This is a genomic window from Streptomyces sp. APSN-46.1, assembly GCF_022815725.1.
Lineage (GTDB): Bacteria > Actinomycetota > Actinomycetes > Streptomycetales > Streptomycetaceae > Streptomyces.
On sequence record NZ_JALGRF010000011.1, the window covers coordinates 37777 to 56506 of the forward strand.

General features: G+C 70.9%; 18 protein-coding genes. All 18 read right to left on the bottom strand.

Annotation, left to right across the window (positions count from 1 at the left end; genetic code table 11):
* Positions 1 to 14 precede the first annotated feature (14 nt).
* On the bottom strand, positions 15 to 1562 hold the full coding sequence (locus MTF65_RS24285) for an anchored repeat ABC transporter, substrate-binding protein (RefSeq protein ID WP_243631051.1): 1548 nt from the start codon (positions 1560 to 1562) through the stop codon (positions 15 to 17).
* Positions 1559 to 2731, bottom strand: coding sequence for a choice-of-anchor M domain-containing protein (locus MTF65_RS24290; RefSeq protein WP_243631052.1), 1173 nt, complete (start codon positions 2729 to 2731; stop codon positions 1559 to 1561). Before MTF65_RS24290 ends, MTF65_RS24285 begins: the two co-directional genes overlap by 4 nt.
* A 96-nt stretch (positions 2732 to 2827) precedes the next feature.
* Entirely contained in the window at positions 2828 to 3481 is a 654-nt protein-coding gene (locus MTF65_RS24295; RefSeq protein ID WP_243631053.1) for a choice-of-anchor M domain-containing protein, read from the bottom strand.
* A 114-nt stretch (positions 3482 to 3595) separates the two neighbouring features.
* Positions 3596 to 5779, bottom strand: a complete 2184-nt coding sequence (locus MTF65_RS24300) for a cation-translocating P-type ATPase (protein ID WP_243631054.1) — start codon at positions 5777 to 5779, stop codon at positions 3596 to 3598.
* A 2-nt stretch (positions 5780 to 5781) separates the two neighbouring features.
* Positions 5782 to 6078 (bottom strand): DUF1490 family protein, encoded by a 297-nt coding sequence (locus tag MTF65_RS24305; RefSeq protein ID WP_243631055.1) that lies wholly within the window; start codon positions 6076 to 6078, stop codon positions 5782 to 5784.
* 100 nt (positions 6079 to 6178) lie between these two features.
* Complete coding sequence (locus tag MTF65_RS24310) at positions 6179 to 7099, bottom strand: metal ABC transporter permease (RefSeq protein WP_243631056.1); 921 nt, start codon at positions 7097 to 7099, stop codon at positions 6179 to 6181.
* Positions 7096 to 7980 carry a metal ABC transporter ATP-binding protein gene (locus MTF65_RS24315; RefSeq protein WP_243631057.1) on the bottom strand — a complete coding sequence of 295 codons (885 nt, stop codon included), beginning with the start codon at positions 7978 to 7980 and terminating at the stop codon, positions 7096 to 7098. Before MTF65_RS24315 ends, MTF65_RS24310 begins: the two co-directional genes overlap by 4 nt.
* Entirely contained in the window at positions 7980 to 8912 is a 933-nt protein-coding gene (locus MTF65_RS24320) for a metal ABC transporter solute-binding protein, Zn/Mn family (RefSeq protein ID WP_243631058.1), read from the bottom strand. Before MTF65_RS24320 ends, MTF65_RS24315 begins: the two co-directional genes overlap by 1 nt.
* Positions 8913 to 9139: 227 nt before the next feature.
* A complete protein-coding gene (locus MTF65_RS24325) occupies positions 9140 to 9964 on the bottom strand; it encodes an SAM-dependent methyltransferase (protein WP_243631059.1) in 825 nt (274 codons plus the stop codon).
* Positions 9965 to 10047: 83 nt separating this feature from the next.
* Positions 10048 to 11439 (bottom strand): aldehyde dehydrogenase family protein, encoded by a 1392-nt coding sequence (locus tag MTF65_RS24330; RefSeq protein WP_243631060.1) that lies wholly within the window; start codon positions 11437 to 11439, stop codon positions 10048 to 10050.
* Positions 11439 to 12539, bottom strand: coding sequence for a phenazine antibiotic biosynthesis protein (locus MTF65_RS24335; protein ID WP_243631061.1), 1101 nt, complete (start codon positions 12537 to 12539; stop codon positions 11439 to 11441). Before MTF65_RS24335 ends, MTF65_RS24330 begins: the two co-directional genes overlap by 1 nt.
* A 49-nt stretch (positions 12540 to 12588) precedes the next feature.
* Complete coding sequence (locus tag MTF65_RS24340) at positions 12589 to 13011, bottom strand: VOC family protein (RefSeq protein WP_243631062.1); 423 nt, start codon at positions 13009 to 13011, stop codon at positions 12589 to 12591.
* Positions 13012 to 13081: 70 nt separating this feature from the next.
* Positions 13082 to 13720 carry a phenazine biosynthesis FMN-dependent oxidase PhzG gene (gene phzG / locus MTF65_RS24345; RefSeq protein WP_243631063.1) on the bottom strand — a complete coding sequence of 213 codons (639 nt, stop codon included), beginning with the start codon at positions 13718 to 13720 and terminating at the stop codon, positions 13082 to 13084.
* A 10-nt stretch (positions 13721 to 13730) separates the two neighbouring features.
* Positions 13731 to 14585, bottom strand: coding sequence for a PhzF family phenazine biosynthesis protein (locus tag MTF65_RS24350; protein ID WP_243631064.1), 855 nt, complete (start codon positions 14583 to 14585; stop codon positions 13731 to 13733).
* Positions 14586 to 14617: 32 nt separating this feature from the next.
* Positions 14618 to 14953, bottom strand: coding sequence for a hypothetical protein (locus MTF65_RS24355; RefSeq protein ID WP_243631065.1), 336 nt, complete (start codon positions 14951 to 14953; stop codon positions 14618 to 14620).
* Positions 14950 to 16845 (bottom strand): anthranilate synthase family protein, encoded by a 1896-nt coding sequence (locus MTF65_RS24360; RefSeq protein WP_243631066.1) that lies wholly within the window; start codon positions 16843 to 16845, stop codon positions 14950 to 14952. Before MTF65_RS24360 ends, MTF65_RS24355 begins: the two co-directional genes overlap by 4 nt.
* Complete coding sequence (locus MTF65_RS24365) at positions 16842 to 17465, bottom strand: isochorismatase family protein (RefSeq protein WP_243631067.1); 624 nt, start codon at positions 17463 to 17465, stop codon at positions 16842 to 16844. Before MTF65_RS24365 ends, MTF65_RS24360 begins: the two co-directional genes overlap by 4 nt.
* Positions 17466 to 17508: 43 nt before the next feature.
* The gene (locus MTF65_RS24370; RefSeq protein ID WP_243631068.1) at positions 17509 to 18681 is read right to left on the bottom strand and encodes a 3-deoxy-7-phosphoheptulonate synthase; all 1173 of its coding nucleotides are present in this window, start codon (positions 18679 to 18681) and stop codon (positions 17509 to 17511) included.
* Positions 18682 to 18730 lie beyond the last annotated feature (49 nt).

Consider the following 18730-nt stretch of genomic DNA (forward strand, 5'->3'; position numbering starts at 1 on the left):
GGGGGTCCTCCCTTTCACTTCTTCGTGCCTGCGAGGCAGCGGGCCAGTTCGGCCGCGTTGTGGCGCATCATCGAGACGTAGTCGTGCACCCGGTCGTCGAAGGAGTCGCCGTAGAGGGTGCAGACCGCGACGCCTTCGTCCGCGGCGACCCGGCGCAGGACGTTCGCGCGGGCCGCGAGGTTCGGTTCGACGAACACCGCGGGGACGCGCTTCTCGCGGATGGTCCTCCCGAGCCGCTCCACCTCGGCCGCGCTCGGCTCCTGGCTCGGAACGGGAACGACGAAGCCCGCGACCTCCAGCCCGTAGGCGTGCGCGAGGTAGCCGAAGGCGTCGTGTGTGGTGATGAGCTTGCGGGCGTCCGCCGGAATCGTGGCGAGTCGGCGTGCCACCTCGTCGTCCAGCTCGTCGAGTTGCTTGAGGTACCGCGCCGCATTGCGTTCGTACGTGGCCTTGCCCGCGGGGTCGGCCTTGGTCAGCTCGGCTGCGATCCTGCGGGCGTAGGCCTGGGCGTTGGCGACGTCCTCCCAGGCGTGCGGGTCGAGATCGCCGTGCACGTGCTTGCCGAGTACGGCTTGCGGCAGCACCCACAACGGTGTGCCGGGCGCGCCGAGGAAGCGGAAGGCCTCCTCCTGGGGTACCTGCTCCTTGGCCGCGTCCGGTACGGACAGCAGCACCTGGTCGGCGGCATGCCGGGTGCGTTTGCCCGTCGCCGGATCGTCGGAGCGTACGTACACGGACTTGGCGGCGGTGTCGATCGCGACGTCGGCGTGCCCTGCATCCAGGACGGTGGTGCCGGGCGCGGCCGTGGGCGCACCTCCGACGGCGAAGGTGATGGTCCCGCGCCCGATCGGGGTGCTCTGTCCGTCGAGGGTCTCGGTCTTGCCCTCGACCGTCAGGCGGTAGGTGCCGGGCCGGCTGAAGGCCCAGTTGACGTGGGTGTGCGCCTCGGGCGGCAGAGTGAAGGAGTCCTTGGTGTCGAAGCCGTCGGTGGAGTCGATGGAGGTCTGGGGGGTGCCGAGGGTGTCGGTCAGATAGACGTGAAGATCTCCCGGACCGTCCAGACCAACCGCCGTCGTACGTACGTGAGAACCATCGCCTGCCACTTCTCCCTCGACCGCCCAGCCGAGCCACAGCACATCGAGTCCGAGGTCCTCCTCCAGCTTGATCACCGAGCCGCCGTGCTGCTCCAGTTGCTCGGCGACCGCGACCTTGGGCGTGCCCTTGCGGGCGTTGGAGTGGACCATCTTGAGAATGCCGGGCTCTTCGAGCAGAAGCCCGTTGCTGAACACCACATCGGCCGCCGCCACCTTCGCGGCGTCCCCGGGGCTCGGCTCGTAGGAGTGCGGGTCGCCGTGGTGCGGGACGACGGAGGTGACGTCCACCCGGTCCCCGCCGACCTGGCGGACCAGGTCGGCGAGGATCGCGGTGGTGGCTGACACCTTCAACGCGCTGTCAGACGCGCCGTGCTGATGGGGTGCGGTGCAGCCGGTCACCGATGCCGCGACGGTCACCGCCAGGGCCGCCGCGGCACGTATCGGGGTGCGGAAGGGTGTACGGCTCATCGCGCGGCCCGCTTTCTGCGGGCGACCCATACGGCTGCGCCGCCGGCGGCGACCGCTCCGGCGGCCAGGCCGGCGGGCAGGGCGATCGCGGCGCCGGTGGCGGCGAGTCCGCCGGCCGCCGCCGGCGCCTGCGGGCCGGCCGGGGCAGGCAACGGCGCTGAGCCGCCCGTGGCCACGGACTCAACGGGGACCGAGGGCGAGGGCGCGGACGGGGGAGCCGTGGTGCCGCGCGTGGGCGCGGGCGAAGGCGTGGGGATCATGCTCGGCGTAGGGCCGGCCGTCGCGGTCGCGGACGGACTGGCCGAGCCGGTCGGCGTCGAGGTCGGCGTGGGCGTGGGCGTGCGCGTGGGAGTGGGCGTGGGCGTCGGGGTCGGTGACGGTTCGTCGGGCTTGCCGTCACCGGGTTCCACGGTCGAGGGATCGACGTTTCCCACCGCCACCGCGAAGGTGTCCTCGTCGGATACCTGTTCACCGGACGGCAGGGTGGCGCTCATCCGCAAGGTGATCCGGTAGACGCCCTCGGTGTCGAAGTACCAGAGCGGATGCGCGTGTGTGTTGAACGGGAGCTCCACCGCGTCCGGCAGCCCGTCAGCGGTGTCGTAGTCGAGGCGGAACTTCATGCCCCACTCCGGGTCGTCCGCCCACTGGGCGTGGACGAACCGGCCGGGCCCCTCGGCCTTGGCCAGGGTGACCGTCACCGGGCCGGTCAGGTCATCGGCGTCCAGTGTCTCGGTGCTCCAGCCCGGCCACAGCATCGTGGTGCTGTCGTTGCCTTCGCCGTCTTTCCACAGGACATCGCCCGGCTTCCCGAGTACGTCGTAGATCGGATTGCCGCCGATCTCCTCGTGCGTGGGGATGGTGAACCGGTGGGCCGGGCCGAAGTGCAGGACCAGATCGGACGGCTCGCGCCAGACCTTGGAGCCGGGCACCGAGCCGTCCTTGACGCTGAACTTCAGCCGCCCGTCGACGACGCGGGCGGCGAGGTCCAGATGACCGTGGTCGAGGACCGCCCGCTCACCGGGCGGCGCTTCGCGGGGGACGTCGTCGGCCGCGAGCGCCGGATCGGCCGCCAGGGCCATCGGCACGGCGAACGCGAGGGCGGCGACCAGTCCCCGGCCGAGGCCGGAGCTGAGCACGGGGGTGGGGAGCGTGGCAGTGGCTGCCCGCATGGGGCGGTCTCCTTCGCAGGGCACACCCCGGGGGCGTCGGCGGGGCGGTGGCCAGCTCGCCGACGCCCCCGGGAGAGATCCGGTGGACGCGGACGGTCAGGCGCCGACCTTGAACGTGTAGTTCACGTTGGCCGAGTTCACGACGGTCCCGTTGGTGAGGGTGCCGGTCACCTTGAACGTCAGGGTGTAGGTACCGGTGGCGCTGAACGCCCAGTTGGCGTGCGAGTGCTCCCCGGCCGCGACGTTCTTGGAGTCGGCCGCGGAGATGCCGTCACCCGAGTCGAAGGACTTGGTGCTGCCCGGGCAGAGCCCGTTCTTGTAGACGCTGAACTTGCCGGGGCCGCTGACCGCCACCAGCTGCGCCTGCACCCGGTCGTTCTGGAACACGCCGGTGGCCAGGTGCTCACCGGAGATGCCGGGCCACAGCAGGTTGCTGTTCTGCACCTCGGGCAGCCGGTAGACGGTCGAGCCCGCCGTACCGAGGAAGGAGTAGCAGCTACCGCTCGGAACCGTGTACGCCGAGGCCGGCAGGGCCTGGAGGACGACATCGGCCGGGCTGTACTCGACGTCCGGAGTGACCGACTCGTCGTGCACGTGCAGGTCGAGGACGCCACTCGCGTACTCGACGTCGAGTACGTCGACGTGGCCCTTGGAAAGGGTCACCGGGGTGACGGCCGAGGCGAGCCCGGCCATGGACAGCGACGCAGCGGCAACGCCGGTAACCGTCAGTACCCGCTTGAAGGTACGCAAAAGAGCCCCCACAGAGATCAGAAGGATTGTCCGAACACGAACAAGCGTGACGATAATCGTTTTCATTAAGCGGGCGCAAGTAGCCGAGCGGGGAGCTCGCGGACAACGAGGGCCTCAACGCACCCGGCGTTCCTCCAGCGGTGCGCGCCTGAGCATCTCGTCGCCCACGCGCGGCAGATGGGGAGTGTGGTTGACGAGCCGGGCCGAGTTGCCGACGACCGCGATGCTGCTGGTGTTGTGGAGCAGGGCCGCGAGGACCGGGTTCATCGTTCCACCGGCGCCGGCCACCAGGCCGAGCAGGTTGACGCCGATGGCGAGGCCGTAGTTCTGCCGTACGACGCGCAAGGTGTGGCGGCTGAGTTCGACGACGGCGGGCACCTGGCGCAGGTCGTTGCCGGCAAGCGCGATGTCGGCGGTCTCCAGCGCCACGTGCGAGGAGTGCTCGCCCATCGTGATGCCTACGTCGGCCAGTGCGAGGGCGGGGGCGTCATTGGTGCCGTCGCCGACCATCGCCACCGTGTGGCCTTCGGCCTGGAGGTCGCGGATCAGCTGGAGCTTGGCCTCGGGCAGGGCGTGCGCGTGCACCTCGGTGATGCCGAGCGCGTCGGCGACGACCTGGGCGGTCTCCGGTGCGTCGCCGGTGAGCAGCAGCACGCGGGCCACTCCGAGGTCGCGCAGCTGCTCGATGACGGTGTCGGCCCCGGCGCGTACGGCGTCGGACACCCCGAGCATGCCGATCAGGTCCTCGTCGTGGGCCAGGCAGATGACCGTCTCGCCTCCGCTGCGCAGCCGTTCGGTCCAGCCCTGTGCGTCCGCGGTGAGGCCGACGCCATGCTGGCGCAGCAGGGCGGGGCTGCCGACCAGCAGGCGGGTGCCGTCGAGTTCGGCGCGCATGCCCATGCCGAGGACGACCTCGCAGGCCTGGTGGATGGGGACGTGCAGGTGCTGTTCCTCGGTGCGGGCGACGATGGCTTGGGCGAGCGGGTGACGCGCGTGCAGCTCCCCCGAGGCGGCCAGGCTGAGCACCTCGTCCGCGGTGAACGCGTCGCTGAGAGTGACCACACTGGTGACCAGGGGCTTGCCGAAGGTGAGGGTGCCCGTCTTGTCGAAGACGACGGCGGTGACACGGCCCACGCCCTCCAGGTGGGTGCCGCCCTTGATGAGGGTGCCGCGACGGGCTCCGTTGCCGATGGCGGCGCTGATGGCGGTCGGGGTGGCGAGGCCCGCAGCGCAGGGGCAGGCGATGAGCAGCATCGTCATGGCGCGGCGCGCGTCGCGGGTGACCACGTAGGTCAGTGCGGCCAGGGCGAAGGAGACGGGGACGAAGCGCTGGGTGAAGCGGGTGGCGACGGTCTGGATCGGTGCCCGGTCGGACTGGGCCTCCTCGACTCGGCTGATGATCCGGCCCACGGTGGTGTCCCTGCCGACCGAGTCCGCGCGGACGGTGAGCGAGCCGGAGGTGACGATCGTGCCGGCGTAGACGTGGGAACCGTCCCGGGCGTAGACGGGCAGGGCCTCGCCGGTGACGGCCGCCTGGTCCACGAGGGCCTCGCCGTACATCACGTGTCCGTCGACCGGGATCCGGTGGTGCTCGTACACGGCGACCACGTCGCCGGGCTCCACGGTCTCCAGATCCACCTCCACCTCCACTCCCTCGCGTACCAGCCACACGCGCTCCTCACCGATGGTGAGCAGCTCCTCGATGGCACGGCGGGTACGGCGCAGGGTGAGGGTCTGGAGGAATTCGCCGATGTTCAGCAGCCACAGCACGGTCAGGGCGACCACGTTCTCGCGAAGCACCAGCGAGATGACGGTCGCCGCAGTGACCAAGGTGTCGGTACCGGGACTGCTGCGGCCGCGCAGCGAGCGCAGAGCACCCCGGAAGAAGGGCAGACCGGTGAAGACCGTGACCACGCCGAGGAAGCCCGAGGAGCCGAGGGTGAGACGCGGCCGCCCCAGCAGGCGGCGCAGGGCCACGAGCGCGAGCACGGCGCCGCCGACCACCAGCCGCGCGACCTCACCGGTGGAGGAGTCGGGCATGGACCGGGTGGCTTTCGCCGGGGCGGAAGCGGGCGGGGCCTCTTCGAGAGCGGCGACCAGTTGCTCGACGTCCAACTGTTCCGGCGCCATCCAGATCACGACGCTGCCGGTCCGGGGGAAGATCCGCAGGGCCCGGAAGCCGCCGATGCCGGTCAGCCGGTCGTCGACCAGTCCGGCGCAGCCCGGGCGGGCGCGCAGCCACGGCACGGTCAGCCGGGCCCGTCCCGCCGCCACGGAGCGCACGAGGACGGTCGACATGATCAGTGCTCGTGACCGTGATCGTGGTCCACGTTGACCGCGGAGGGCGGCGGGACCTCCTCGCCGAGCGAAGTGCGGGCCTCCGCGAGCACGTCGCCGGCCTTGAGCCGGGCTTCCTCGGTGGCCGAGGCCAGCCAGCGGCTCGCGACGATGCCGCCCGCGAGACCACCGACGAGTGCCTTGCGCGCGGCCGGCTTGGCGGCCGGGAGGTTCTTGATGATCAGGCCGCCCACCACGCCGGACACCGCGTAGTGGGCCAGCTTGCCGGCTGTCGCGCCGGCGATGGCGAGGGGGTGCATGAGCAGCTCCTTCCGTCCGCACCGGGAGGGCGCGACGGGCCTCCATTCCAGTGTGGACCTGAGGTACCACGGGGTCGAGCGGAGGCCGGCGCGCGGCGATTCAGACTCTCGCCGCGGGCCGCCCCGGTGCTGACGGCACGGAGCGAGGTGCGCGGTCGGCACGCTGGGTGCCCGTCAGCCGGCAGACGACGTAGATCAGGAACGAGATGGTCGTGACGTAGGGGCTGATCGGGATGCTGCTTCCGAGGGCGAGCAGGATCCCGCCCTCCATCGAGACCAGCGCGAAGAGCACACTCAGCACGGGCAGCAGCACGGGGGAGGCCGTGAGCCGCGCGGCCGCCGCCGCCGGAGTGACGAGGAGCGAGAGCACCAGGAGCGCTCCGACGATCTGTACGCACAGGGCCACCGCCAGGCCCAGCACCAGCATGAATGCCAAAGACAGCGAGCGGACGGGAATGCCTCTGGCCTCAGCCACCTCCGGATCGGCGCTCGCGAACGTCAGGGGCCGCCAGATGACAGCGACGGCGATCAGCACGACCGCGGACGTGCCGATGAGCCACGCCATCTGCGGAGTGTCGACGGCGATGATCTGGCCGGTCAGGATCCCGAACTTGTTGGCCGCCCGCCCCTTGTAGAGGGAGAGGAAGAGGACGCCCAGCCCCAGGCCGAACGGCATGATGACACCGATGATCGAATTACGGTCCCGGGCACGCACGCCCAGTACGCCGATGGCCGCGGCCGCCATGAGGGAACCCACGATCGACCCGGGCACGATGTTGACCCCGAGCAGCAGCGCCGCCGAGGCTCCGGCGAAGGACAGCTCACTGATCCCGTGCACCGCGAACGGCAGGTCACGCATGATCACAAAGACTCCGACCAAACCGCCCACCAAGCCGAGCAGAGCCCCCGCCAGCACCGAGTTCTGGACAAGAGCGAGCAGCTCACCGTAGTTCTCGAAATTGAAGATCTGCTGCCAGAAGCCGCTGTCCTCCCCGTCGACGAGCGGTCGGCGTCCCGTCATGGCCCTCGGCCCCCGTTCGGCCCGGTCGCATGGTGGTGCACGGTGGCGGCGTCGGGTGCCCCCGCGACGACGATGCGGCCTCTGACACGGACCACATCGACCTGGGTCCCGTACAGCCGCGACAGGGTGGACGTGGTCATCACCTCGTCCGGCGGCCCTACCCGGAATCCGCCCGGGGCCAGGTACAGGACCCGGTCCACCAGCCCCAGGACCGGATTGATCTCATGCGTCACGAAGACGACGGCGGTGTCGGCGGAGCGACGCCGCCCGTCCACCAGGGTGGTGACCGTGCGCTGGTGCTGCAGGTCGAGGGAGAGCAACGGTTCGTCACAGAGCATGATCCGCGGATCGGTGGCCAGCGCCTGCGCGATACGGACGCGCTGCTGTTCCCCGCCGGAGAGCCGGCCGACGGGGACATCCGCGTAGGGCATCGCTCCGACGGACTCCAGGATCTCGTCGACGCGGCGACGGACCGTGCGGGGGGCGAGCGGCAGCCCCCACCGGTGCCCGTCGATCCCGAGCCGTACGAGGTCCCGGGCCCGCAACATGGTGTGCGCGGGGAGGTACTTCTGTTGCGGGACGTAGCCGATGTTCCTCCCGCCACGGCAGGGGGAGCGGCCGAGAACCGTCACCGTCCCCGCCGTGAGCTGCTGCCGGCCCAGGAGCACGCGCAGCAGGCTGGTCTTGCCGGATCCGTTCGGCCCGAGCACGGCGAGGAATTCGCCGGGCCGTACGTCGAGGTCCAGATCGCGCCACAGTACGCGGTCGCCGTAGGCCAGCGCCGCCCCTCGCAGGCTGACCACCGGTGCGGCGCGGGCCCTGTCGGTGGCGCCCGTTTCCGGTCGGGTGAGCGGCGCAACGGCCTCCGTACGGCGGTCCATCACCGATCCAGAGCGCTCTTGATCGCATCGACGTTGGACGTCATCCAGCTGATGTAATCCTCCCCCTGCGGAAGGGTCTCGGTCACGGGCACGACGGGGATTCCGTTGTCCTCCGCGGCCTTCTTGACCTTCTCCGTCTGGGGACCGGCGGTCTGCCCGTTGTACACCAGCGCCTCGACGCCTCGGCCGGTGAACAACGCGAGCGTCTCCCGCAGACTCGTGGGGGAGACCTCTTCGCCCTCCTCGATGGCCTCACTGAAGTCGCCAGGAGTCCTGTTCACCAGGCCGCTCGCCTCGATCAGGTACAGGGGAACGGGCTCGGTGACCGCCACCGCCGCGCCCGCGTGGTCCGCCTTGACCAACTCCGCCTTGGACTGGAGCGAAGCCAGCTTTTCCTGGAACTTCTCGGCGTTCTCCCGGAAAGTGCGGGAGCCGGCGGGCGCTGCCTTGACCAGCGCGTCCGCGATCCGGTCGGCGAGTTTGCCCATAGTGGGGAAGTCGTACCAGACGTGCTCGTTGAACTCCCCAGCCGCGTTCGGGGTCTTCCCTGAGACCTCCACGGCGTCGATGACTTCGGCTGATGTGTTCTTCGCGCTGCGGAGCATCCGGCTGATGAACTCGTCGTAGCCGCCGCCGTTCTCCACGACGACCTTCGCCTTGGACAGCTCCAGCTGGTTGCGTGTGCTCGCTTCGTACGAGTGCGGATCCTGCGAAGGGTCGCTGATGATCGAGACGACATCGACCTTGTCGGCCCCGATCTGCTCGACGACGTCCCCGTACACGTTGGTCGAGGCGACCACCGGAATGACGGTCGGGGGAGTCAGGCCCCGTACGCTTTCGGCGGAGACGGCAGCGGGGCCGCCGCAGGAACAGGTCAACGCCAGCATGGCCCCGGCAAGGACGCCCGGGCCCCGGGCAAGAGACCCCTGCATGCCGTCCTCCCGACCGTGAGGAAGCCGAAACGGTAATCACTTGAAGTATCTCCCCGCGCCGTCGCTCCCTCTACTGGAACACCATCCGGGGTCACGGCTGTGGCGGCGCGGGCGGCTCTGGCAAAGGGCGTCTGACCTGCGGTTGGCCGCCTTCCGGGACGGGCTGTGCGCCCGGCCCGGAAGGCGGCTTCCGTGCAACTGGGCAGTCCTGCGTTCGCCGAGCGTCGTTACCCGGCGGCGAGCTCCGCGCGGATCAGCCACAGGCGGTTGGCGTGGCGGCGGTCGCGGGGCTGGACCTCGTAGGGCCAGCGGCCTTCGCCGGCGCCGGGCTCGCCCGGCTCCTTGAGGTCCGTGACGCTCCAGCCGTTGGCGGTGAGGAACTCCTCCGGCTGGTCGGTGCCGAAGATCCACGGCGTGCCGTCCGCGGCCAGGGTGTCGAGGAACGGCTTGGAGAAGGGGCTGCGGAGCAGCGCCTTGCCGAGGATGTCGAAGGCGAGCCGGCTGCCGGGCGCCGAGGCGGAGGCGAGGAGCCGCAGCAGGCCGGCGGCCTGCTCCTCGGTCAGGAAGAAGGTGAGGGCTTCGGCGATCCACAGGGTGGGGCGGGCGGGGTCGAAGCCGGCCTTCTCCAGGTCGGGCAGCCACTCCTGGGTGAGGTCGGCGGACACCTCGCGACGGTCGGTGGCGGCCTCGGCGCCCAGGGCGTCCAGGCGACGGCGCTTCTCCGCGATGAGCGGGCCGTGGTCGACCTCGAAGACCTCCGTGCCCTTGGGCCAGGTGAGCCGGAAGGCACGGGTGTCCATGCCGGCGGCGATCAGGACGACCTGCTGGATGCTGCCGTCCGCGAGCAGGTCGCGTATCGCGTCGTCCAGGAAGCGGGTCCGGATGGAGATGAACGGCAGCAAGCCGCCGCCCACGTAACGGTCGATCAGCTCGAAGCCCTTGGGCTCCGCCAGATCGCGCGCCAGCGGATCGACGAACAGCGCGTCCTCCCGCTCCGATTCCAGCGCACGGGCGGCTGCCATCCACTGGGCCGTGTAAGAAACTGCGTGCATGGTGGGATGTCCCTTCTCGGGGTCAGGCGGAAAGACGCCTTCGCAAAGGTGGTAGGAGGTACGGGGCGTGAGCGGAGACCGCATCAGTTCCTGATGACTGTCTTGCTGCGCATGAGGAACTCGGCCAGGAACCCGTCATGAGGGAGCCCTGGCGCTATCTGGTATGTCGGCTGGTCGCCCACGTAGAGGTTGCTGATGCCCGGCTCCGCGAGGAGCCGGTCGACGAGTTCGTCCCGGTGGGTGATCACGGTGAGGACGAGACTGTCCCGCAGCGGGGCCAGACCGTCCTCGGGTGTCCAGGGGGCGACCCAGACACACGGGAACGGCAGCTCGATCCCCAACTGCGGCGCGTCGGAGCGGTCGGCCTGGTGGACGGCGGGACGCAGTACGGCACTGCCGTCGCCGAGGTCGGCCACGACGTCGGCGCTGCCGAGCCAAGGCCGGGTGCCTTCCGCCCGCTGCCCGAGGTACGCCGCGATCGCCCGCGCGCCGGCGGCGGGCTGGACCGGCAGCACCGCCTTCTCGTCCTCGGGCGGGAGACTCGGCAGTGCCGCCAGGCGCTCGGCGAGTGCTGCGCAGAGCGGTGCCGGGTCGCCTTCGACGAGGACCGTGGTGGTGTTCACACAACCGGTGCCGCCGTGGTGGCTGACCGAGGCGACGATGGTGTCGAGGTGCTCGCGCCAGTCGACGTCGGCGGTGAGCAGGATCTTCGAGCGTCCCGGACCCTGGAGCAGCAGGGTCGGGTCGGTCGCGTACTTGTGGACCACGTCCGCGCCGCCGTAGACCATGCCGAGGTCGGCGCCGCGCAGGATGTCGTCGGCGCGCTCGTGGTCGGTGGGAAGCAGCGCCACCTCGTCGTCCCCGAACCCGGCCGTCCGCAGGGCGGTGATCAGGCGGTGAGGGGTGAACGGCTCACGGCGCGACGGGCGGACGGCGACGCGGTAGCCCAGGGCGAGCGCCTCGGGCCACAGGCTGTGGGTCCCCGGGTGGTTGCCGGCGGCGTGGACGGCGAAGACGTTGCCTCGCCGCGTCCACACGGCGTGTCCCGTGCGGGTGAGCGGGTCGCGCCAGTCGTCCGCGGCGCCCCGGGGCTGCGCCTGCCGGACGCTGTAGTGGGCCATCTTCAGCCGGACCGCGATCGACCTGGTCGCCGTGCGGACCACCGTGAGGGGGAGCCCGCTGACCCGGCTGACCGCGTGCTCGTACTCCCCGACCGACTGGCCGTTCACCGTACCGGCCGAGAAGATCTCGGCCGCGCGGGCGATGGCGTCGATCCGCTCGTCCACCGGCCGGCCGGCCGCCTTGCGCAGCGCGGTCATCGTACGGTTGACGAACACGGCCGGTACGAGGCTCAGTTCAGCCACGGCGGCGCCCGACACATCGGTGATCGCCTGGCGGTTGCGGGCCCGGAAGGCCCCCTTGGCTCCCAGCGCGTCGAGGGCGATCAGGCCGGGCTCGGGATGCTCACCCGTCATCAGTAGACCCCTTCGATCACAGGCTCGTTCTCGAACCGCAGGACCGGCGCGATGTCGGCGACGGAGTCCCCGAAGGCGCCGTCGAGCGGCTCCACCCGAGTGGCCAGGTCACGTTCGAGGTTGTTCGGCAGCAGGAACGATTTGCTGAGGTGGTGCACCAGGACCCGGCCGCGTTCGCCGTAGCCGACGGGCTTCAGGCTCTGCGGGTCGACCACCGAGAAGGACACGTACGGACTGAGCGGGTCGAACACGCAGGGGTCCGTGTCGGAGAGGCCTGGGCGCTCCCCGGCGAAGCCGAGGATCATCGTGCTGCCGTAGTTGCCGCTCAGCACGATGTCGGGGAAGACCTCGGTCTTGTAGAGGAAGCGGGAGTCCGCGTCCATCTGCGTGCCGCCCCAGCGGATGGCGTGCACCTTGCTGTTGACCAGGTCGACCAGTTCCTCGCGCCGGGCCAGCCGCTCCAGCAGCGGGGGAGTGATGGTCAGGACGCCGATCCGCTGCGAGCGCAGCAACTCGGCGGCCTGGTCCACGACGTGCTCGGCGTAGGCGTTGGCCTCGCCGGCCCGGCCCTCCGCGATGACCCGCTTGACCCAGCGCGGGTCGAGGTCGACCGAGAAGCCGTGGACCCCGTGCGTGGTGGCGGAGCGGCGGAAGTACTCGCCGACGATGTGCGGCCCGGAGGGGACGGTGCCCAGCCAGTTCGCGCCGCGCCGGAAGCCGTGGGCGTCGAGCTGTGCGTTGCTCCACTCCAGCATGCGGTCGAGCCAGTCGCGCAGCAGGACGACCCGTTTGGGGGCGCCGGTGGTGCCGCCGCTCTCGAAGATGCCGACCACGTCGGGGTTCTTGCCATAGCCGCGGGGGATGAGGTCCTCGGCGGGCACGTCACGCAGTTCGGCGGCGACGTTCGGGAAGAGCGTGAGATCGGCATGGGTCGTGACGTCGCGCCGAGGGTCGAAGCCGAGGGTCTCGGCGCGCTCCAGCCAGAAGCGGGAGCCGGTGTCGGGGTGGAAGTGCCACTCCATCGCGGCACGGACCAGTTCGTCCGGGTCGGGCCGGACGTCTGACGGCAGGTCCAGAATCCGAGTGAGGTCGAGCGTCATGATCTCCCAAGTCCCAGTGCGAGGTGGAGTGGCGGACGGCCCGCCGCGCTCACGCGGTGTGCGTGGAGGCGGCCAGAGCGACGGGGTTGCCGTCCGGATCGGCCACGTAGGCGATCCGTTCGCCCCAAGGCATGTCGACGGGTCCGCGCAGCAGGGGTATGCCGTCGGCGCCGAGCTTTTCGAGCGTGGTGTCGAGATCGCGGACGAGCACGAACATCTCGAACCGCAGCCCCTGGCCGGCCGCCCCGCCGTACCGGGCCGCGGGCCAGGAGGTGTCGACCACGGCGATCTCCGCGGCCCCGCGGCGCAGTCCGACGTACGTCGGCTCTCCGGTGGGCGGGTTCTGGCTGTGCCGGGTGAAGCCGAGCTTCTCGTAGAAATCGGCCGTGACTGGTACCCGCCTGGCGAAGATCAACGGGAAGGTGCGCTCCGGTACGGCGCCGGGCTCGCCGTGATCGAGTGCTGCGGTCATCTGGTCCACCGAACGTGATCGAAGGGATGGGGAAGGGGACGGGAGCACACGGGCACGGCCAGGGGCGGGCTCAGGGCTGGAGGCGGGAGGTACGCCACCCGGCGCCGTCCCGGTCATAGCGGAGCCGGTGGTGCAGCCGGTCGGAGCGTGCGCACCAGAACTCCACCTCGGCGGGGCGCAGTACGTACCCGACGAACCGGGCCGGCCGCGCCAGCGCGGTTCCGGTCGCGCCGAGGCGCTCGGACTCGGCCCGCAGCGCCGCCGGGTCGGGCAGCGGCTCGCTCTGCCGGGACGCGGTCGACATGGCGTGCAGAGGGACGGGACGGGCGTTCCAGATCGCGTCGGACTCGTCGTCGCCGAGCTGTGCCACGGGGCCGGAGAGAATGATCTGCTGCCCGGTCTCGCGCCAGTAGAGCAGGCCGGACGCCCAGGGGCGCGCGGCCAGGTCGCTCGCCTTTCGGCTGCTGCTGTGGGTGGTGAACACCAGCCCGCGCTCCGCCACTTCGGTGATGGCGACGATGCGGCTGGAGGTCCGCCCCCGCGCGTCCGCGGTGGCGAGCGCCAGGGCCCGCGGCTCGCGGACTCCGCGCTCGACGGCGGTCTTCAGCCAGCTCTGGACGAGCCCCATGGGCTCCACCGGCGGGTCTTCGTACTGGGGGAAGTCGAGGTCCGTCTCCCCGGTCAGGCTCTCGAACTTGCTGGCCGTCATACGAGTCTTCCTAGATGTAGAGGGTGCCGCGCGCGACGGTGATGCCGTGTCCGCCCACCCATACGGTCCGCACGTCGTCACCGACGCCGTCGACGGTCGCGAGCATGAGCGAAGGGCGGCGCATTTCGACTCCCTGGAGGATCTCCAGGGGCTGCCCGTAAGCGGCGAGTCCGTGCCGGGCGAGGTGGATGCCGAGCGGGCCGGCCGCGGAGCCGGTGGCCGCGTCCTCCACCACGCCGTAGGCCGGGGAGAACATCCGCAGGCGCCAGTTCAGGCCTTCGCCCGCGAAGCAGATGGCCGCCATGTCGGGGAACGCGGACAGCGCACGGTGGTCCGGGTGCAGGGCCGAGAGCGCGGGCACGCTCTCCAGCCCCACGAACACATGGCGGGGCCCGTTGCGGTACGCCTCCACCGGCACCGTCGAGGAGTCCGGACCGAGCGCCGCCAGGAGTGCGTCGGCGTGCTCGTACGGTTCCCAGCTGGGGATCGGCTGCCGCATGCGGACGGACGCCGCGCCTCCCACGCCGTCGGCGTCGCCGTCCACGGCCTCGACATCGAAGGGGATGACGCCCATGGCCGTCTCCAGCCGCAGCCGGTCCTGCTTCATGGTCTGGCTCAGCGCCACGGCCGTGCCCAGCAGCGGATGCCCGGCGAAGGGCAGTTCGTTCACCGGAGTGAAGATCCGGATCCGGGCGTCACCGCCCTGCTCGGGCGGCAGTACGAAGGTGGTCTCGGACAGGTTCATCTCGCGGGCGATGCGCTGCATCCGCTCCGCGCTCAGGTCGCTCGCGTCGAAGACGACGGCGACCGGGTTGCCTTCCAGCGGTCTGCGGGCGAAGGCGTCCACAACCATGTATTCGTGCATGAGCGTTACCCCCTGTGATGCGGTGGAATACCTCAGTCGGCGAGTGCGGCGCCGAGACCGTGCAGGGCGGAGAGCGCGTGCGCCCCCTCGGCCACGGCCTCGGCCTCGAAGTGCATGCGGTGGCCGGGCGGACGGCCGATCAGCTCGGCCGCCCGGTTGGGCGGCAGCTCCTCGCCGGCGGGCCGGTCCGTCTCCCACACCATGACGGCGCCCCAGCGGTTGCGTTCGCGATCGGCTATCCAGAACTTCAGCTGCAGCCCGGGGACTTCGGCCCAGGTGTCGACCGCGCCGTCCCGCAGGTGCTCCCGGAGGGAGTCGATGGTCTGGGACGAGCCGTCCAGGTCCCACCAGGAGATGTCGACCCTCACCGGCCCAGCACCCCCAGGACCGCCTCGGCGATCAGCCGCGGGCCGTCGACGGTGAGCACCGATTCGGCGTGGAACTGCATCGAGGCGAAGCGGGGTCCCCGCAGCGCGTCCACCACCCCGCTCTCACGGTCCCGGCTCACCTCCACCAGGCCGATGCCCGGCACCTCGTGCTTGTCCTCCGCGCTGACCGCCGCGTAGGTGTTGTAGAAGCCGACCCGCTCGCGCGTCCCGAAGAGACTGATCTCGCGCTGCACGCCCTGGTTGGGCTGCGGCAGCCGCACCAGATCCAACCCGAGCCGCATGCTGAGCAGTTGGTGGCTCAGGCAGACCGCGAGGAAGGGGATGTGGCCGGCGAGCAGGGTGTCCATCGCCGCGTTCATGGAGGCGATCTTCGGGTCACCGGCCGCGCGGGGATCGCCCGGACCGGGCCCCATGACCACCAGGTCGAAACCGTCGAAGTCATAGGGCTCGTCGAAGCGGCGTACCTCCGCGGCCAGGCCGATCGCGCCGAGTTGCTGGACGATCATCGCGGTGAAGGTGTCCTCCGCGTCGACGATCAGCACCTTCAGCCCGGTCAGCCCGGCCACCGCCGACTGGTCCGCGGTGCGCTCCTTCAGCCAGAAGTCCGCGATCCCCGCATTGCGGCGCCGAAGGGCCGTCCGGACCTCGGGGTGCGCTCCGAAGCTCCGCTTCCCGCCCGCCTCCAGCGCACTGAGCAGGGCCGCTGCCTTGGCCCGGGTCTCCGCGGCCTCCGAGACGGGGTCCGAATGACGTACGAGCGTGGCGCCGACGGCGATCCGCACCCGGCCGGCCTCGTCGATGTCGGCCGTCCGGATCAGGATGGCCGAGTCGAGGGTGCGCTCGCCCGAAGCGTCCCGGCCGATCAGGGCGGCGATCCCGCTGTAGTAGCGCCGGCCCTGAGGCTCGTAGCGGTCGATGACCCGCGCCGCACTCTCCAGCGGACTTCCGGTGACGGTCGGGGCGAACAGCGTCTCGTGCAGGATCTCCCGCACGTCGCGGCCGGTCCGCCCCTCGATGAAGTACTCGGTGTGGGCGAGCTGCGCCATCTCCTTGAGGAAGGGGCCGACCACGCGGCCACCCGCCGCGCAGATCCGGGACATCATCTTGAGCTCCTCGTCGAGGACCATGTAGAGCTCGTCGGTCTCCTTGCGGTCCTCCAGGAACTGCGCGATGCCGCGCAGTGTCGGCCCGCCCTGGGGATAGCGGTAGGTGCCGCTGATGGGGTTCATCACCGCGGTCCCGTCGTTCACCGAGATGTGCCGCTCGGGGGTCGCGCCGACGAAGGTCCGACCGCCGACACTGATGACGAACGTCCAGTACGCGCCCTGCTCGCGCTCGATCAGCCGGCGGAACAGCGACAGCGCGGCGTGCGGCGTGTATCCGCCGATGTCGGCCAGCAGCGTTCGCTTGATCACGAAGTTGGCGCCCTCGCCGGTGCCGATCTCGTCGCTGACGACCCGGCGGACGGTCTCGGCGTACTCCTCGTCCGAGACGTCGAAGTGCTGTCCCGACAGGGTGATCGGGGAGTCCGGGATGCGGTGCATGAGCTCCGGCAGGCTCAGGCTCGACTGCTCGGTCACCGACAGGGCGAGCAGCGGAGCACCGTCGTCGGGCGCGGCGAATCCGCGCTCGGCCAGCTGCCGGTACGGGACCATGACGAGGACGTCGTGGACCGCACCCGTGGCGTCGAGGGGCCCCGTGGGCAGCGGGACCTGCGCCAGCGAGGCCGGCCGGGTCACCTCGCCCACCAGGACGTCCACGACACCCGGCGTGCCGCTCTCCGGCCGGTACAGCAGCGCGAAGGAGGGCGTCTCCAGGGCCAGGACCCGGTCCAGGAGGTCACGGCCGGCGGCGGGGGCCTGCCCGGTCACACGAACACCTCCTCGCTGAGGACGGACATCCCGCACCGCTGTGCCACGTAGTCGACGGCGAGCCGGTGCTCGTCCGCGCTGAAGTCGGCGACCGCATCGGCCACCAGGAAGGGCTGGATGTCGTGGGTGAACGCGTCGACCGCGGTGGCCAGAATGCCGACGTGCGCGTAGACGCCGCAGATGACCAGCTGGTCGCGGCCCGCCGCGCGCATCCGCTCCAGCAGGTCCGAGCGGAAGAAGGCGCTGTAACGCCACTTGGTCAGCGTCCAGTCCCTCTCGTCGGGGGCGAGTTCGGGCACCACCTCCCGGTCGTCGGGCGCGGTGCGCATGCCGGGACCCCAGAAATCCCGGAGCAGACCGCGCTGTTCCTCCGTCATGCCGCCGGGCTGGGCGGTGTACGCGACCGGTACGCCGAGGCTCGCGGCCCGCTTGCGCAGCAGCGCCGCGTTGTGGACCACCTCGGAACGCAGCGGTTCGGGGACCGGCCGCAGGAAGAAGTGCTGCATGTCGTGGATGACGAGCACGGCGCGCTCCTGGCGCAAGGTCCAGTCGGCGGTGTTCTCGGGCAGGCTGCTCCTCGTCGGCAGGGGATAGGGCGCGATGGCGGGTATGCCGGCCATGAATCGGTTCCTTCCAGGCGGGAGCGCGGCGGACGGCAGGCGTTCAGAGGGAGTCGGACCAGGCCGAGACGAGGGAGACGGCCTGGCCGGGGTTGAGCCGGGGGTCGCAGAAGGTGGTGTGCCGGTCGCCGACCGAGCCGAGTGCGGAGATGTCGGCGACGCATTCGGTGACCTCGTCGGGCGTGGTCTCCAGATGCAGTCCGCCGGCGACGCCGCCGGTCACGGCCATCACCCCGAGGAAGCTGCGGACCTCCACGAGCATGCTCTGCAGGAGGCGGGTCTTGTTGCCGTCGGGAGCGGTGATCGTGTTGCCGTGCATGGGGTCGCACAGCCAGACCACCGGGTGGCCCGCCGCCCGTACCGCTCTGACGAGCGGCGGGAGGCGGTCGGCGAGGACGTGGGCCCCCATCCGGCTGATGAGGGTCAGGCGGCCGGGGTCACGTCCGGGGTCGAGCTGCTCGCACAGGGCGGTCACCTCGGCGGGGGTCGTACCGGGGCCGATCTTGCAGCTGACCGGGTTGACGACGTCGGCGAGCAGTCGGACGTGCGCACCGTCCGTCTGCCGCGTCCGCTCGCCGATCCAGGGCCAGTGGGCCGAACCGAGCCAGCGGCTGCCGTCGCCGCTCTCGCGGACCATCGGGACCTCGTAGTCCAGCAGCAGCGCCTCGTGGCTGGTCCACACCTTCCCGGCGCGAGGCCGTACGGTGTTGCGCCGGTCCAGTTCGCGGGCGATGTCGTCCGCCGCCCGGTAGCAGGTGAGCATCCGCTCCGGGTCCGGTCGGCGCTGCTGCGGGTCCGGTTCGGGAGCGTTGACCATGTGGCCACGGAAGACCGGGAGAGCGAATTCGCCGACCTGCTCGAAGCGCTCCGAGCGGGGCTTGGCGTACTGTCCTGCGATGCGGCCGACCCGGAGTACCGGCTTCCCGGTGGCCTCACCCAGGATGTCCGCCAGTGCGTCGAGCAGCGCGGACTTCCTGCGGACGTCAGCCGGCGAAGACTCCGCCGGGTCCTCGGCGCAGTCCCCGGCCTGCAGTACGTGGGCCCTGCCGGCGGCCACCTCGCCCAGCAGGGAACGAAGTTCCCCCACGGCGTCCGCCGTGACCAGGGGCGGGAGGGACGACAGGACCTCCCGCACGCGCCGCACCTGGGCGGCGTCTTCCCACTCGGGCTGCTGGAAGGCTTTTAATTCGTGGAGTTTTGGGGCGAGCTGCCTCACGATGTCCCCCGCGAGATGAAGAGTGGAATGGGGCTCGGCGGTTCACTGG